10 protein-coding genes are annotated in these 15528 nt (G+C 73.6%); 2 read left to right on the forward strand and 8 right to left on the reverse strand.

The window, feature by feature from the left end; genetic code table 11:
• Positions 1–121 precede the first annotated feature (121 nt).
• The 3 genes from ACIGO8_RS30105 to ACIGO8_RS30115 form a co-directional block, all read right to left on the reverse strand.
• Positions 122–1546, reverse strand: a complete 1425-nt coding sequence (locus ACIGO8_RS30105) for a tetratricopeptide repeat protein (RefSeq protein WP_399737226.1) — start codon at positions 1544–1546, stop codon at positions 122–124.
• Positions 1547–1699: 153 nt separating this feature from the next.
• Positions 1700–2194, reverse strand: coding sequence for a GyrI-like domain-containing protein (locus tag ACIGO8_RS30110; protein ID WP_399737228.1), 495 nt, complete (start codon positions 2192–2194; stop codon positions 1700–1702).
• Between the two features lie 53 nt (positions 2195–2247).
• The gene (locus tag ACIGO8_RS30115; RefSeq protein ID WP_399737230.1) at positions 2248–3447 is read right to left on the reverse strand and encodes a low temperature requirement protein A; all 1200 of its coding nucleotides are present in this window, start codon (positions 3445–3447) and stop codon (positions 2248–2250) included.
• Between the two features lie 252 nt (positions 3448–3699).
• On the opposite strand from ACIGO8_RS30115, the gene puuE reads away from it, so the two are divergent.
• Complete coding sequence (gene puuE, locus ACIGO8_RS30120; protein ID WP_399737232.1) at positions 3700–4617, forward strand: allantoinase PuuE; 918 nt, start codon at positions 3700–3702, stop codon at positions 4615–4617.
• Positions 4618–4693: 76 nt separating this feature from the next.
• Here the strand turns inward: puuE and ACIGO8_RS30125 are convergent, their stop codons facing one another.
• The gene (locus ACIGO8_RS30125; protein WP_399737234.1) at positions 4694–6295 is read right to left on the reverse strand and encodes a M4 family metallopeptidase; all 1602 of its coding nucleotides are present in this window, start codon (positions 6293–6295) and stop codon (positions 4694–4696) included.
• Positions 6296–6442: 147 nt separating this feature from the next.
• Positions 6443–7423 (reverse strand): LysR family transcriptional regulator, encoded by a 981-nt coding sequence (locus tag ACIGO8_RS30130; RefSeq protein WP_399737236.1) that lies wholly within the window; start codon positions 7421–7423, stop codon positions 6443–6445.
• Between the two features lie 552 nt (positions 7424–7975).
• Between ACIGO8_RS30130 and ACIGO8_RS30135 the strand changes: the two genes are divergently transcribed.
• On the forward strand, positions 7976–11296 hold the full coding sequence (locus tag ACIGO8_RS30135) for a S8 family peptidase (protein WP_399737237.1): 3321 nt from the start codon (positions 7976–7978) through the stop codon (positions 11294–11296).
• 158 nt (positions 11297–11454) lie between these two features.
• On the opposite strand, the gene ACIGO8_RS30140 is transcribed toward ACIGO8_RS30135, so the two are convergent.
• The 3 genes from ACIGO8_RS30140 to ACIGO8_RS30150 all read right to left on the reverse strand — a co-directional run bounded on the left by ACIGO8_RS30140 (position 11455) and on the right by ACIGO8_RS30150 (position 15517).
• Positions 11455–12645 carry a cytochrome P450 gene (locus ACIGO8_RS30140; RefSeq protein ID WP_399737239.1) on the reverse strand — a complete coding sequence of 397 codons (1191 nt, stop codon included), beginning with the start codon at positions 12643–12645 and terminating at the stop codon, positions 11455–11457.
• 197 nt (positions 12646–12842) lie between these two features.
• Entirely contained in the window at positions 12843–13781 is a 939-nt protein-coding gene (locus ACIGO8_RS30145) for a nucleoside hydrolase (protein WP_399737241.1), read from the reverse strand.
• Between the two features lie 119 nt (positions 13782–13900).
• Entirely contained in the window at positions 13901–15517 is a 1617-nt protein-coding gene (locus tag ACIGO8_RS30150; protein ID WP_399737243.1) for an FAD-binding oxidoreductase, read from the reverse strand.
• Between the last annotated feature and the right edge of the window lie 11 nt (positions 15518–15528).

Below are 15528 nucleotides of genomic sequence, written 5' to 3' on the forward strand. Positions count from 1 at the left end.
CCCCCGAGTCCCGGAAGGTGCGTGCGGCCTCCGTTCGCGCATGGCGCGATCCCGACGCCGCACGGCGAGAGCGCCGCCCCGCCGGCTCGCCGGCCCCGGTCCGCCGCTGTGCCCGGCTCGTCTAGCGGCGGTCGGGCACGAGGTCTCCGCTCCGGCTCAGGCGGCTCGCCCGGTCGCGGGCGACGGCGGCCCGGGCGGCGTCACCCAGCGATTCCGCCAGGCGAGCCCTGCTCAGCCAGTTGTACGGGCTGTCCGGACGCAGCGCGGTCCGCTCGCTGATCAGCACGCGCGCCGCGTCGTGCCGCCCGGCCCTCAGGGCCGCTTCGAGGAGGGTCTTCTGGAGCGCGTCGCGCTGGGCGTGACTGCCGCCGAACTCGTGGAGGCGCCGGCGCAGCGGCCACAGCAGCTCCATGACGGTGTCGTGGTCCCCGGTGGCGTGGGCGACCAGCGCCTCGCACACCGGCAGGCCCACGTCCGCGGTCATCGCGTGGTTGGTGACGGCGCGCGCGTCCGCTTCCGCCAGCCAGCGCCGGCGGTCGTCGATCAGTCGCCGGGCCTGCGCCACCCGGCCGGCGCCGACGTAGGACATGACCGCGTGCACGTCGTTGAAGGCGTAGAACGGAGGATCGGCCCGCGCGGCCCAGGCGTCCGCGAGCGCCTCCCAGCGGCGGCTCTGATCGGATCCGGCCAGGTGGAACCGCCACAACATGGCCGCCGCGTCGAGGAGTTCCATCGCCAGGCCCCGGGACTCCTCGTGGTGCAGGGTCGCGTCGTAGACGCCGAGCGCGGTGTCGGTGCGGCCCGCCTCCAGGGCGAAGAGCGCGTAGTGCCACCAGTTGTGGACCGTCAGGAAGGTGCCGGACGACCAGTCGTCGGCGCGCCCGTCGAGGAAGGCGATGCCGTCGGCGAAGCGGCCCTCCATCTCGTAGGTGTGCGCGACGGCGTGAATGGCCCACACGTCGTGGCGGTGGCGCTCGACCGCGGCCGATCCGGCGTCCCGGGCCTGCGCGTAGTGCCCGCACTCCTCCAGGCCGAAGGCGTACATGCCGAGGAGCGGGCCCCGGTGCGGATCGTCCTCCTCCCAGGCGGACAGGGCGCCGCCGATCCTGTCGCGCAGGCGCAGCGCGTCGCCGGTGAGGAAGTCGAGCTGGTGACCCACGAAGAGCGCGAGGGCGTCGCGCGGGCAGGCCACGCTCAGCTCCTCCAGGAGCGCGGCCGCGCGCCGCAGGTCGCCCGCGAGCAGCCTCTCGGCCGCCGCCGTGTGCAGGCGCTCCCGCATCGGAAGCCCGGCCGTGTCGAGGCCGGCGGCGAACGTCTCGAACCGCTGCCGCGCGGCCGCGGCGTCGGCCGGCTCCGTGCCCAGCACACCCAGATAGGCCGCGAAGGCGTGCGCGACCGGTGCGGCGGGAGCGGCCTCGAGGAGGTCGCCGACCGCCCCGGCCACTTCGGGCCGGAAGAAGAGCAGACCCTCCACCGCGCGGTCCAGGTGCGCGGCCGCCTCTGATGTGCCGTTGTACAAGTCGTGACCGTACCGGTCGGTCGCCAACGCTGATCACCTCGTCACGAGAGCCCTGTCGTCGGATCGGCGTCCGCCACGGCGGACGCCGCCTCCCATGGAGCCAGTTACGGGCGCCGTGGCACAGTCCCTGAACAGGTGATCCCTCCGGACGCGCGTGCCCGGGGCCGCGCCCGGCCCTGGTCAGTCGACCACGGGCCAGTACAGCTCGGTGCGCAGCTCACGCGGGTCCATGTCCGCCGACGGCTTGGTGACGTACGCCTCCCACCGGTCCTCGCCGGCGGTCAGCCGGTGCTCCCGCATCCAGGAGCGCAGGCGTTCCCAGGAGCCTTCGAGTCCGTCGAAGGAACCGACGTGGGTCAGCCGTGCGGCCCGGCCCGCCGGCAGCGAGCCGGCGACCACCCCGGCCTCCGGTCGCACCGGCCGGTCCGTGACGAACCCGACCTCCAGGTCCAGCGTCTCGCCGGACGGGCCGTGATAGCGCCCGAAGGCCGGGCCGAGGACCTCGATCCGCTGCGCCCCGAGCGTCCTGGCGAGGGCGCCGAACGACGCGTCGAAGAAGTCCCGCAGGCCGTCGGCCGGGACGTCGCCGCGGACCACCGCCGTCGTCCGCCGTTCCATCACGACGATCAAGGGCTCCGACACGCCCGCGCCGCCGTCTCGTTCACGACTGTTCATGCCGCTCCTCTCCCCGTCCCGTGCCGCTGTGAACCTCCCCGCCGCACCGCGTGTCACACGGAGCCGGCGGCCTCGCGGCGGGCGCGGACGGCCGCCGCGTACAGCAGGTGGGCGAGGGCCTCGGCGGCGAGGAGGAGGACCACCAGCCACGGCGGCAGGACGTCGGCGGCGAGGACGACCAGGAGCGGGATCGCGATGCCCGGCACGGCCCAGACGGCCACCCGTCGCGGTGAAAGGCCGAATCTCAGCGCGATCAGGGCATGTGCCGTATGGTAGACGGCCAGCCCGCCGGCGAGGGCCCAGACCGCGCCGCGCGCCAGGTGGTCGTGGCCGGACTCCTCCACGGCCGTGGCCAGTCCGGCGGCCATGGAGATGACGCCGGCGGTGACGAAGAAGTGCAGGAATCCGGCCACGTCACGGGCGAGGAAGTAGGCCTGGTCGGTGCCGGCGGCGCCGATGACCCGCTCCGCCGAGGTCGAGGCGAAGTCGAAGTAGGACCACCACAGGGCGGCGAGCAGGACGAATCCGAGCAGCGCCACGACGCCGGCCCGGGCGGTCCAGGTGTGGTCCGTGGAGGTGACGAGGGCCAGCACCGACTCGCCGAGGACGATGATGACGAAGAGTCCGACCCGTTCGACCAGGTGGCCGGTGTGGACCCGGCCCGGGATGCCCCGCCCGCGCGAGGTCAGCAGCAGGACCATCTCCGCGAGCAGCAGGGCCGCCCAGGCGCCGTAGCGCCAGGGAGCGGGGACCGCCGCCGAGCCGGCCCAGAGCAGTCCGGACACCAGACAGTAGGTCAGCGGCCGCCAGCGGGGCAGCGTGCGCGGCGCGGGGAAGCGGGTGGCGGGCCACCACAGGGCGAGCAGGACGAGGCGGGTGCCCGCGTAGCCGAGGGCGTAGGCGGGGCCGCGGTCGCCGTCGGCCTCGGGCACGGCGGCGGCCATCACGGCGAGGCACAGCATCGCGGTCAGCATGGCGAGGCGCCGGCGCGCGCTGTCGTCCTGGAAGAGGTTGGCGGAGACCGTGAGGTTCGCCCACATCCACCAGGGCGGGAAGTAGAGGCCGAGGAACACGGCGAACTCGCGCCCGCCGGGATCGCCGTGGAGGCCGTGCGACAGCTGGGCGACGACGGCGACGAAGACCAGGTCGAAGAAGAGTTCCAGCCATCCGGCGTGCCGGGGCTCAAGGCCCGTCGAGGACGCGGGCGTGGGCGAGGGCGAGGGCGACGGGGCCGGGGTGCGGGGAGTGCTCATCGGACCATCCGAGTGGGGATTTCGACAGCGGCTCGAATCTGAGGGCATCAGATCACGAATCGGGCGTCTCGCCGCCGAGGCGCCCACCACGGCGCCGGCTCGTCTCGCCGCCGAGGCGCCCACCAAGGCGTCGGCGCCGAGGCCCGCGTCGGCGCCGGGGCCCGCGTCGGCGCCTGCGAGCCCGGCCCCGGAGGCCGGCGGTGTCGCCGCGCCTCGGCCGTACGGCGGGCGGCGGGCGGTAGGGTCGCGCCCGTGTCCGAGCAGCAGCGCGACCTCGTCGGGTACGGCGCCGAGCCGCCGCGTGCCGCCTGGCCCGGCGGCGCCCGCGTCGCCGTCAGTCTCGTCCTCAACTACGAGGAGGGCGGCGAGCGCAACGTCCTCGACGGCGACCCGGCCTCGGAGAGCTATCTGCACGAGATCGTCGGTGCGCCGCCGGTGACCGGCGGGCGCGACCGGAACGTCGAGTCGATGTTCGCGTACGGCGCGCGGGCCGGGTTCTGGCGGATCCGCCGCACGCTCCTCGCGCACGGCGCGCCCGTCACCGTCCACGCCGTCGGGCAGGCCCTGGAGCGCAATCCCGAGGCCGCGCGGGCCATGGGCGCGGCCGGCTGGGAGGTGGCCGGGCACGGCTGGCGCTGGATCGACTACCGCGACGTGCCCGAGGACGTCGAGCGCGCCGACATCGCGCGGACCGCCGCGACGATCGAGCGGCTCGTCGGGCGCCGCCCCGTCGGCTGGTACACCGGCCGGACCAGCTCCGCGACCCGGCGGCTGGTCGCGGAGGAGGGCGGTTTCCTCTACGACTCCGACGACTACGCGGACGACTTGCCCTACTACGTCGAGGCGGCGGGCCAGCCGCACCTCGTGCTGCCGTACAGCCTCGACGCGAACGACTTCAAGTTCCTGATCGTGCACGGCTTCACGACGGCGGACGACATGCTCGGCTATCTCGTCGACACCTTCGACGCCCTGCACGCGGAGGGCGCCGACCGCCCGCGGATGATGAGCGTCGGGATGCACGGCCGGATCATCGGCAGGCCCGGCCGCATCAGGGCGCTCGACGGCTTCCTGCGCCATGTCGCCCGACGCGGCGGGGCGTGGGTCGCCACCCGTGAGCGGATCGCCCGGCACTGGCTGGCCGCGCACCCTCCGCCGGGCCCGGGGGCCTGATCCGCCGAACGCCCGGCCCGGGGCGCGAAGGCCCCGGACCGGGCGGTGTGTCGGGCGCGTCGGATGCGTCGGTGCGTCAGGCGACGTTGACCGCGCTCCAGGCGGCGGCGACGGTGGCGTACTCCGGGCTGGTGGCGCCGTACAGGTCCTTCGCCGCGTTCAGGGTCGCGGTACGGGCGCCCCGGTAGTCCGTGGTGGAGGTCATGTAGACGGTCAGCGCCCGGTACCAGATGGCGGCGGCCTTCTGGTTGCCGATGCCGGTCACGGTGGAGCCGTTGGAGGTCGGGCTGTTGTAGCTGACGCCGTTGATCGTCTTGGCGCCGCTGCCCTCGCTGGCGAGGTAGAACCAGTGGTTGCCGACACCCGAGGAGTTGTGCACGTCGAGCCGGGCGACGGACTTCGACCAGTAGTCGGCGGAACGGCCGTCCAGGGAGGGCTTGTCCATGCGGCGCAGCCACGGCGGGGTGGACTGGTCGCTGAAGAGGTAGTCGGGCTTGTCGACGGTGCTGTTGGCGTACCACTCGACCATGGTGCCGAAGATGTCGCTGGTGGCCTCGTTCAGGCCGCCGGACTCGCCGCTGTAACGCAGGTTGGCGGTGGCCGAGGTGACGCCGTGGGTCATCTCGTGGCCCATGGTGTCGAGGTCGACCTGCTCGGGGTCGACGGTGCCGTTGCCGTCGCCGGTCATCATGCAGAAGCAGGCGTCCGACCACTGGGCGTTGTCCCAGTTGGTGCCGACGTGGACGAAGACGGTGGCGCCGCGGCCGTCGTTCTTGATGCCGTTCCGGCCGAAGGTGCTCTTGTAGTAGTCGTACGTCTTCGCGGTGTTCGCGTGCGCGTCGACGGCGGCGGTGGCGCGGTCGGTGGAGAACTTCCGGCCGTCGCCCCAGATGTTGTCGGCGTCGGTGAACAGGGTGCCCGAGGAGCTGTTCAGGGACGAGGACGAGACGTTGTGGGCGTCCTTGGTGACGTGCTTGCGGGTCGGGTCGATCAGGGCGAAGGTGCCGTCGGCCTGCAGGGTGGTGTCGAGGGTGATGTCGCCGGTGTACTCGGAGTGGCCGGTACCGGTGGCCTCGTGCTCGGCGTCGTAGTTCTCGATCGCGGCGCCGGTGGTGGCGTCGGTGACGAAGACCTCGCCGTGCGGCTGGCCCTTGTCGCCGAGGCCCTGCACGGTGGTGCGCCAGGCCAGGCGGGGCGTCCCGTCGGCGGCCCACACGATCAGCTCGGGAGTGGACCTGCCGCCGCGCACGAGTCCCTGCGCGCGCTTGAGGGCGCCGGCCGCGGTGCCCTTGGCGTCGACCGCGGGAGTCACGGACGTGGGCGCCACCTTGTGGGCCTTGGCGTGGGTGGAGCCCTTGAGGGCGCCGTCGGCCTTCTGGTGGACGACGAAGTCGCCGCCGACGACGGGCAGGCCCCGGTAGGTGCGGTCGAAGCGGACGTGCTGGGTGCCGTCGGCGTCGATCACGACGTCCTTGACCTGGAGCGCCTGACCGGCCCCGAAGCCGAAGGTGTCGGCGTGCCGGGTCACGTTGGCCTCGGCCTGGGATATCGCCTTGTCGCGGACGGAGGCGGCGTGCTGCGTCGTGTGGGGCTGCGACCAGGCCGGTACGGCCAGCGCGCCGGTGGTGAGGACACCGGCGGCGACCATCGTGGAGAGGGCAAGAAGGGGACGGGACATGACGCGGTGTTTCCTTCGCTCGTCGTGGGGGTGACGACGTCCTCGGACGTTGACGCGAAGTGTTCACCAGGTGACATGTTCCTGACGTGATCCCAGGTGGGATACAACCGTGGAGCTATAGGGGGCGGGCAGCCGGGACCCGACGGGTCATCCGTCGGCGCCGAGGGCGAACTCGGCTCCGCCGTTCTCCCACCAGGCCAGATACCGCGGCCGCTGGCGCACCAGCGCCAGATAGGCGGCCAGCAGCCGTTCGGCCGCCGCGTCGGCGAGCTCGGGCGGAACGGACGCCGTGTTCCAGGCCAGCTGCAGCCGCCGGTGGAACGGCACGTCCACGAGCGGCCGCTGCACGGTGCCCTGGGCGGGGACGTCGGCGGTGGGCCACACGCCGCAGACGGCGCGCCCGCCGGCGACCAGGATGCGGGCCACGGACAGGTCCGAGGTCACATGGGCGATGCGCGGGGTGAATCCCGCCGACTGGCAGGTGAGGTGGAGGTAGGCGTGCACCCCGCTCTCGTCGGCCTCGGGCATGACCCATTCCTCGCCGCTCAGTTCGTGCAGGGCGACCGTCTCCTGCCGGGCCAGCGGGTGGTCCTCGGCGAGGAGGACGAAGACCGGCTCGCGCAGCAGCGTGCGGGTCGCCACCGATTCGCCGACCGGGAGGGGAAAGCCCGGGAACTCACCGAAGACCGCTATGTCGCACTTCGACTGGCTCAGCGCTCTCATCAGGGTGTGGACGGAGCGGCGGGCGTCGATGGTGAGCCGGCGCTCCGGGACGAGTTCGAAGAGGACGGAGATCAGCTGGGACACCAGAGGACCGGCGGTCCCGCCCGCCCGCAGCGGCGCGGCGGTCTCCCGCTCGGCCTCGGCGGCCGAGCGCGCGTGCTCGCGCAGCCGGTCGAAGCCGACCACGAGGTCACGGGCGCACCGCAGCACGTACTGACCGTTCTCGTTCGGTTTCACGCCCTCGGCGCTGCGGGTGAAGAGCGGGCCGCCCAACGCGTGCTCGATCCGCTTCAGCTGGGCGCTGGTGGCCGGCTGGGAGAGCTGGAGCCGCGCGGCGGCCTTGCGGATGCTGCCGGCCTCGGCGACGGTGAGCAGGACGCGGAGGTGGCGGAACTCGAGGTGCATGAACCTTCCCCGCTCAGGGCGGAGGGCCTCGTGCACCCCCCGTGACCAGCAGTATCAGTCGCCCGAGGGCGTGGTGACCAAGAGTCCGACGGGCCCGTCGGAGCGGCAACCACGGGACGGCAAAATCTGGGCGTGCCGGGTGCGCGTCCGGGGTGCGGATACCGGCCAATCGGAGGATTACGCTCCGGGCGCCCGTCCGCTCCTTCCGCGAAAGGCGCGCGAGGCCTGCCCGGGAGCGGGATGCGGAAGGGCCGCGTCGGGCCCTCGTCGCGGAAGGATCGAACGGGTGTCACGGAGCCGTCACACATCGGTCGTCGCCCTGTCGCACGCCACGGCCCCGCGATGGCTTGAACCCAAGCGGTTCAACCCTCCTCCCGCGCACCGCGATTGATCGCTCCTTTCGCTCCTCACATACTGCGCTGACCGGTGGCGGGCGCCTCTGCGCCGCCGACCGGAATCGACCCTTTCGACCTCATTTCCCAAGCTCCTGGGGGAGACTTGCGCGCACATGTGAAGAGAGCACGCGCCTTCACCGTCGCAGCGGCCACGTCGATGGCCCTGACAGCAGGCATGACCGGCCCGGCGACGGCGAGCGCCGCCGGCGCGACGGCCACGCCCGGCACCACCGCACGCGTCGACGGCACCCGGCGGATCCCGCTCGTCACGGGCGACCGCGTGGTGGTGGACGGCCGGGGCCGGATGGTGGGCTTCGAGTCCGCCGCGGGCCGTGAGCACATACCCGTGGAAGTGCGGCGCACCGGAGATCGCACGCTCGTGGTGCCCGCCGACGCCCAGCGCCTCGTCGCCACGGGCAGACTGGACCAGAGGCTCTTCGACCTCGGCGTGCTCACCGACCCGCGGCTGCGCAGGAGCCACGGCACCGGGCTAAAGCTGATCGTGCGGTACGGCGCGGGCGCCGCCGCCGCCCGGGCCGAGGTGCGGGCGGCCGGCGACACCCGGGTGCGGCGCACGTTCCCGACCATCGACGCCGACGCCGTCCGTACGTCACAGAACGACGTGGCACGGGTGTGGGAGGCGCTGACCGAGCGGCAGGACGGCGGCCTGCGCGCCGCCGCGTCCGGCATCGACTCGGTGTGGCTGGACGGGGTGCGCGCGGCGAGCCTGGACCGCAGCGTCCGGCAGATCGGCGCCGACAAGGCGTGGGAGTCCGGCTACGACGGCACGGGCGTGCGGATCGCCGTCCTCGACACCGGAGTCGACAAGACCCACGACGACCTGAGGACCCGGGTCGTGGGCGAGAAGAACTTCTCCGCCTCTCCCGACGCGGTGGACCGCGTCGGGCACGGCACGCACGTCGCGTCGATCGCCGTCGGCACCGGCGCCCGGTCCGGCGGCCGGTACAAGGGCGTCGCGCCCGGCGCCGAGGTGATCAGCGGCAAGGTCCTCGACGACGAGGGATACGGGGACGACTCCGCCGTCATCGCGGGCATGGAATGGGCCGCCGCCGAAGGCGCGGACGTGGTCAACCTCAGCCTCGGCAGCGCCGACAGCCCCGGCGTCGACCCGCTGGAGGCCACGGTCGACCGGCTGTCGTCCGAGAAGGGCATCCTGTTCGCCGTCGCGGCGGGCAACGAGGGCGAGTCGGGAGCCTCGACGATCGGTTCACCGGGCAGTGCCGACGCCGCGCTGACCGTCGGCGCCGTGGACCACGACGACAGGCCGGCGCCGTTCTCCAGCACCGGCCCGCGCCTCGGCGACGGCGCCGTCAAGCCGGACGTGACCGCGCCGGGCGTCGCCGTCACCGCGGCCGCCGCGCCGGGCAGCGCCCTCGACACGCGCGCCGGCGTCCCGCACCCGGCTCCGGGCTATCTGCAGCTCGACGGCACGTCCATGGCGACCCCGCACGTCGCGGGCGCGGCCGCGATCCTCAAGCAGCGGCACCCGGACTGGAGGTCCGCCGAACTCAAGGGCGCGCTGATCGGGTCCGCCCAGGGCGGCGACCACTCCGCCTTCCAGCAGGGCTCCGGCCGGATCCAGGTCGACAGGGCGCTGGCCCAGAGCGTGGTCGCCGAGCCCGTGTCGCTGAACTTCGGCACGGCGCTGTGGCCCCACGCCGACGACCGGCCGCTCACCAGGACGGTCGCCTACCGCAACCTCGGGGCCGAGGACGTCACCCTCGACCTGTCGGTCACCGCCCTGGACCCGTCGGGCAAGCCGGCACCGGCCGGGTTCTTCGCGCTCGGCGCCTCGAAGGTGACCGTGCCCGCCGGCGGCACGGCACAGGTCGGCCTCGTCGCCGACACCCGGATCGGCGACGCCGACGGCGCCTACTCGGGCTACGTCACCGCCACCGGCGCGGGCCAGGTCGTGCGGACGGCCGCGGTGGCCGTACGGGAGGCCGAGTCGTACGACGTCACGATCCGGGCCGTCGACCGGGACGGCACCGACGCCGAGAACTTCTCCAGCAGCCTGACGGGCGTCGCCGGACCCGCGGCCGGCTTCCAGGCCCGTGTCGACAACGAGCCGGGCAGCCACACCCTCCGGGTGCCGAAGGGCTCGTACACGTTCAACACGGCCGTCTACCAGGACCCGTCCGACTACGCCCGGGGCACCGACTGGATCGCCCAGCCGCGGCTGGAGGTGACCGCCGACACCACGGTCACCGCCGACGCGCGCACCGCCCGGCCGGTGGATCTCACCGTGCCCGGCCTCGACCGGGCGGACTACGCCGGCACGTACTACGAACGCGCCACGGACATCGGCCGTGTCGGCAACGGCTGGGTGCTCAGGGGCTTCACCGGCTTCCGCACCGCCCACCTGGGCCCGGCCGTCACCGACGGCTCCCTCCTGCAGACCTGGGACGCGCACTTCCTCAAGGACGCCACCAGCCAGTACTCGGTGGCCTTCGGCGGCCGGGCGAGCACGCTCGCGACCGGCTACACCCGGCACGTGAGGGCGGACGAGCTGGCCACGCTCAAGGTCGGTCTCGGCGCCTCCGCCCCCGGCAAGACCGCGCTCGCCTCCCCCTACGCCCATCTGCCGGGCGCGCCGGAGGGCAACGGCTTCTCCGCGCCGCAGGCGGCGCCGGGCACCCGCACCTTCCATGTCTCCACCGCGGACGGCGTCACCTGGCTCACCCGGTTCAACCAGCTGGGCGCGCCCGACGAGTCGGGTTGGCCGCCCTTCGAGGGCGCCTACGAGATGACCCGCCCGAAGCGCTACGAGGCGGGCCGGACGTACCGCGAGACGTTCAACACCGCTGTCTTCGGCCCGCTCCTGGGCGAAGGCGCGGGTGTCTTCCGCACCGCTCCCGACCCGGTCACGGGCGAGCAGCGGCTCGTCGGCTCCCTGCCGCTCTTCGCCGACGGCGAAGGGCACACCGGGGCGGGCCGCGCCACCTCGGCGACGACGACGCTCTTCCGCGACGGCGTCAAGGTCGGCGAGAACCACGACCCGCTGAGCGGCGCGCAGTCCTTCGCGGTCACCGCCGAGGACGCGGAGTACCGGCTGACGACCTCCGTCGAACGTCCGGCGGACGTCGCCGCCGCGTCCACCCGGATCGAGGCCGGCTTCACCTTCCGTTCGGCGCGGGTCGCGGCCACGACGGCGCTGCCGGTGTCCACGGTCCGCTTCGCGGCGCCCGTCGACCTCGCCTCGCGCGCCCCGGAGCGCACCGCGGTCCAGGTCCCGGTGACCGTGCAGGGTTCGGCGGCGGGACGCAACCTCAAGTCGCTGACCGTTTCGGTGAGTTACGACGACGGGAAGACGTGGCGGCCGGTGCCGGTGCGGAACGGCGCCGTGTCCGTGGCGAGCCCGGCGAAGGGCAGCGGCATCTCCCTCTCCGCCGTGGTCACGGACCGGCAGGGCAACACCTCGACGCTGACGGTCCACAACGCGTGGCACGGCAGGTGACCACCGACCCGGTGATCCGGCCCTTCGACCCGGCCGTCTGACCCGGTCTCCTGGCCCGGTCCTCCGGCCCCGTCCGAGCGTCCGGTCCGACCGGCCGGCCCGGCCCGGCGTGCCACCCGTGGTGGTGGCGCCGGGCCGGCTGCGGTGCCGGCCCGCGCTCACGCGTCCCAGGTGACCGGCAGGCTCTTCACTCCGTAGATGTCCGCGGTCTCCGGGCGCAGGGCGACGTCCTCGGCGGGCACGGCCAGGCGCAGCGTCGGGAAGCGCCTGAACAGCGCGGCGAGCGCCACCCGCATCTCGACGCGGGCGAGTTGCGCCCCGAGGCACAGGTGGATGCCGTGGCCGAAGGCGAGGTGCCCGGCCGGTTTCCGGTGCAGGTCGAGCGCGTGGGGATCGGCGAAGCGCTCCGGGTCGCGGTTGGCGGTGTGGTAGGACAGGACGACCGTGGTGCCGGCCTCGATGGTGTGGCCGCCCACCTCGACGTCCTCAAGCGCCGTCCTCATGAACGACTTGGCGACGCTGAGATACCGCAGCAGTTCCTCCACGGCCTGGTCGACGAGCGTGGGATCGGCGCGCAGCGCGTCGAGCTGCCCGGGGTTCCGCAGCAGCGCGAAGACGCCGAGGGACAGCATGTTCGCGGTGGTGTCGAACCCGGCCGCGAGCAGGATCAGGCTGACGCCCTTCAGTTCCTCGTCGGTCAGATCGCTGTCGGTGAGTTCGCTCAGGACGTCGTCGGTGGGGTGCGCGCGCTTGGCGGCCACCAGTCGCTCGAGGTACTCCTGGGTCGCCGTGTAGGCGGCCATCAGGTCCTCGTCGCTCGTCTCGCCGTTCATGAACGTGTCGATCTGCTCCTGGAAGGAGTCCCGGTCCTCGTACGGCACGCCCAGCAGCTCGCAGATGACCATGGTCGGGATCGGCTTGGCGAACGCGGTCACCAGGTCGGCCGACGGTCCGGCCGCCTCCATGGCGTCGAGACGGTCGGCGGTGATCTGCTCGATCCGCTCGGTGAGCAGCCGCATCCGCCGGGCGGTGAACCTGCCGACGAGCGGCTTGCGGTAGCGCCCGTGCTGCGGCTCGTCCATGAGGAGGAACTCGCCGGGCGGCGCCGGCGGGAGCTCGAAGTCGACCACGTTCAGGAGTTCCTTGCGGGAGCTGAACCGCGGGTCGGCCAGGACGGACCGGACGAGGTCGTATCCGGTGATCATCCAGCCGGGTTTGCCGCCGGGATGGGTGTAGCGGCTGATGGGGCCGTGCTCGCGGGCCTCGATCAGCTCCGCCGGCGGGTCGAAGGGGCAGCCGGGCCGGCGCTCCGCCGGGAGGGTGCCGACGGTGTGGAGGGACTCGCTCATGACCATTCCTCGTCTCGTGACATCAGGTGTTTGACGAGACGGAAAGCTACGTTGCGTTCACGGTTCGGTCAATCACAGAAACCACGTTTTCGCAGGCAGGCGGCCACAAATTGATGCAATGACGCTCACGATGAACGCAACGACACGTTGCAATGAGCTTCCGCTGATGCAATGCCTCCGGACGCGCGGCGGGGCCGTCAGCCGCCGAGGGTGCGGACGGCGTCCACGATCAGCTGCCAGAAGCCGTCCGCGTCGACCTGCATGCCGACGTCCGTCTCGGCCGGCAGGCCGGTGACGCCGTGCAGGTCCACCACCGTCGCGCCGCGCGTGTACGTGCCGTTCAGCTCCACGGTCACCGCCGCGCGCGCCAGGCGGAACAGCGACGGGTCGATCAGGTGGGCGACGGTGAGCGGGTCGTGGAGCGGTGGCGCGTCGAAGCCGTAGACCTCGCGGTAGGTGGACGCGAAGTAGGTGAGCAGGTCGACGCAGAGCCCGCTCAGCGGGGTGCCGAGCGCGGCGATCCGGGCGACGACGTCGGGCGTGGCCCGCACCTGGTGGGTGACGTTGAGGCCGAACATCGTCACCGGCAGCCCGCTGCGGAGGACGATGTCCGCGGCTTCCGGGTCGCACAGGACGTTGAACTCGGCCGCGGGTGTGGTGTTGCCGCGCCCGGTGGAGCCGCCCATGAGCACGATCCGCTCGATGCGCGCGGCGAGTTCGGGGTGGGCGAGCAGGAGGGCCGCGATGTTGGTGAGCGGTCCGGTCGGGACGAGCGTCACGGGCGTGGGATGCGCGAGAAGGGTGTCCCGCAGGAGGGCGAGGGCGCCGCGCGGGTCCTGCGGGACGTCCGGTTCGCCCGCGAATCCGGGCCCGTCGAGGCCGGAGTCGCCGTGGATGTTCTCGGCGATCCGGCGCGGTCCGTGCAGCGGCCGGTCCCGGCCCGCCGCGATCGGTACGCCCCGGATGCCGGCCACGGAACACACCCGGCGGGCGTTCAGCGTGGTCTTCTCCACCGTCTGGTTGCCCGCGACCGTGGTGATCGCGAGCAGCTGGACGGAGGGGTGCGCGGCGGCCAGCAGGATGTTGAAGGCGTCGTCGTGACCGGGGTCGCAGTCGAGGATCACAGGGACCGGCATGTCCCCACGGTGCCACACCGGCGTGCCGGGGACCGCTCGGCGTCTCCGGCCGCGTCGCCGCGGGTCACGGCGCTTCGGGTCGCGACGCTTCGGGTCCGCCGCGACCGGTCGCGGCGCCTTCAGTCGATGAGGACTCCCGGGTTGAGGACGTGGTGCGGGTCGAGGGCGTGTTTGGCGGCGCGGAGCGCGAGGGCGAAGGGCTCGGGCCGCTGGCGGTCGTAGGCGGGGCGGTGGTCGCGGCCGACCGCGTGGTGGTGGGTGACGGTGGCGCGGTGGCGGTGCAGGACGTCGGTCGCGGCGGCCTTGATGTCGTCCCAGACACGGACCTCGTCGCCGGGGCGGCCCGCGACGGCCACGGTGAAGTACGGGGCGGCGCCGTCGGGATAGACGTGGGTGAGGCGGCAGTTGACGGTGGCCTGGTGCCCGGTGGCCTTCAGGGCGGCGGCGCCGACCTCGGTGCGTACGGCGTCGATCAGGGCGGGGATCCGGTCCCAGGTGGCGGCGGTCTCGAAGGTCTCGACGACCGCGCCCATGCGGGCCAGGCCGTCGCGCAGGTAGGGCATGCGGAGGAACGCCGAGCGCCAGGCGCTGACGGCCCGGTCGGCTTCCGCCTCGGTGCCGGCCGGGCGGTCGGCCGTCGGTGCGGGGCCGCGGCCGCCGTGGGCGCGGGCCAGCTCCAGGGCGGCCCGGAGGCGGTCGTCGACGGGGGCGGTGGCGGATTCGAAGCCCAGGACGAGGACGGACGAGCCGTCGTGCGCGGCACCGGAGAGCAGGGCCTCGCCGGGGTCGAGCAGACGGCAGTTGGCCGGGGCGAGGTCGGCCTGGGCAACGGCCCGCACCGCGTCCAGCGCGCGGTGGAAGTCGGCGAAGGCCACGGATGCCGAGGCCTTGTGCCGGGGACGTTCCTGGAGCCGCATCCATGCCTCGGTGATGACGCCGAGCGTTCCTTCGGAGCCGAGGAAGAGCCGGTCGGGTGAGGGTCCGGCACCGGAGGCGGGCAGCCGCCACGAGGTGCCGAGGCCGGCGGGAGTGACGACGCGCAGGGACTGCACGAAGTCGTCGATGTGGGTGCGGACGGTGGCGTAGTGGCCGCCGGCCCGGGTGGCGAGCCAGCCGCCGAGGGTGGAGAACTCGAAGCTCTGCGGGAAGTGGCGCAGCGTCAGGCCGTGCGGGCGCAGCTGTCCTTCCAGTACGGGGCCGAGGGCGCCGGCCTGGATGAGGGCGGCGCGGCCGGTGGTGTCGATCTCCAGGACCCGGTCCATCGCGGTCAGGTCGAGGCTGAGCACGGCGCGGTGGGCGTCGCCGCGGTACTCCACTCCGCCGACGACGGAGGAGCCGCCGCCGAAGGGAACGACGGCGACGGCGTGTTCGCCGGCCCAGTGGAGCAGGTCGGCGACGTCCTGGTCGGCGGCCGGGCGGGCGACGAGGTCGGGGATGCGGCCGGGCCGGCCGCGCAGGGCGCGGATGACGTCGCGGTAGGCCTTGCCCATGGCGTGGGCGGCGCGGGCCGCCGGGTCGTCGGTGACCAGGTGCGCCAGGGAGGCCGGAGGCGTCACGCCGGGGCTGCCGATGGGCAGGTCGGCGATGCGGGGCAGCGGTAGCGGGCGGGCGAGCGTGCCCGGGAGGAGGGCGCCCAGTTCGACGCAGGCGGCGTCGTCGGGGTGGGCGTCGGCGTAGCCCCAGCCCCACCAGGAGCGGGCGCGGGAGGTGCGGGGGTCGGTCGCGGTGGCGGGCATGCGGGTGCTCC

Source organism: Streptomyces sp. NPDC053493 (assembly GCF_044544825.1).
Lineage (GTDB): Bacteria > Actinomycetota > Actinomycetes > Streptomycetales > Streptomycetaceae > Streptomyces.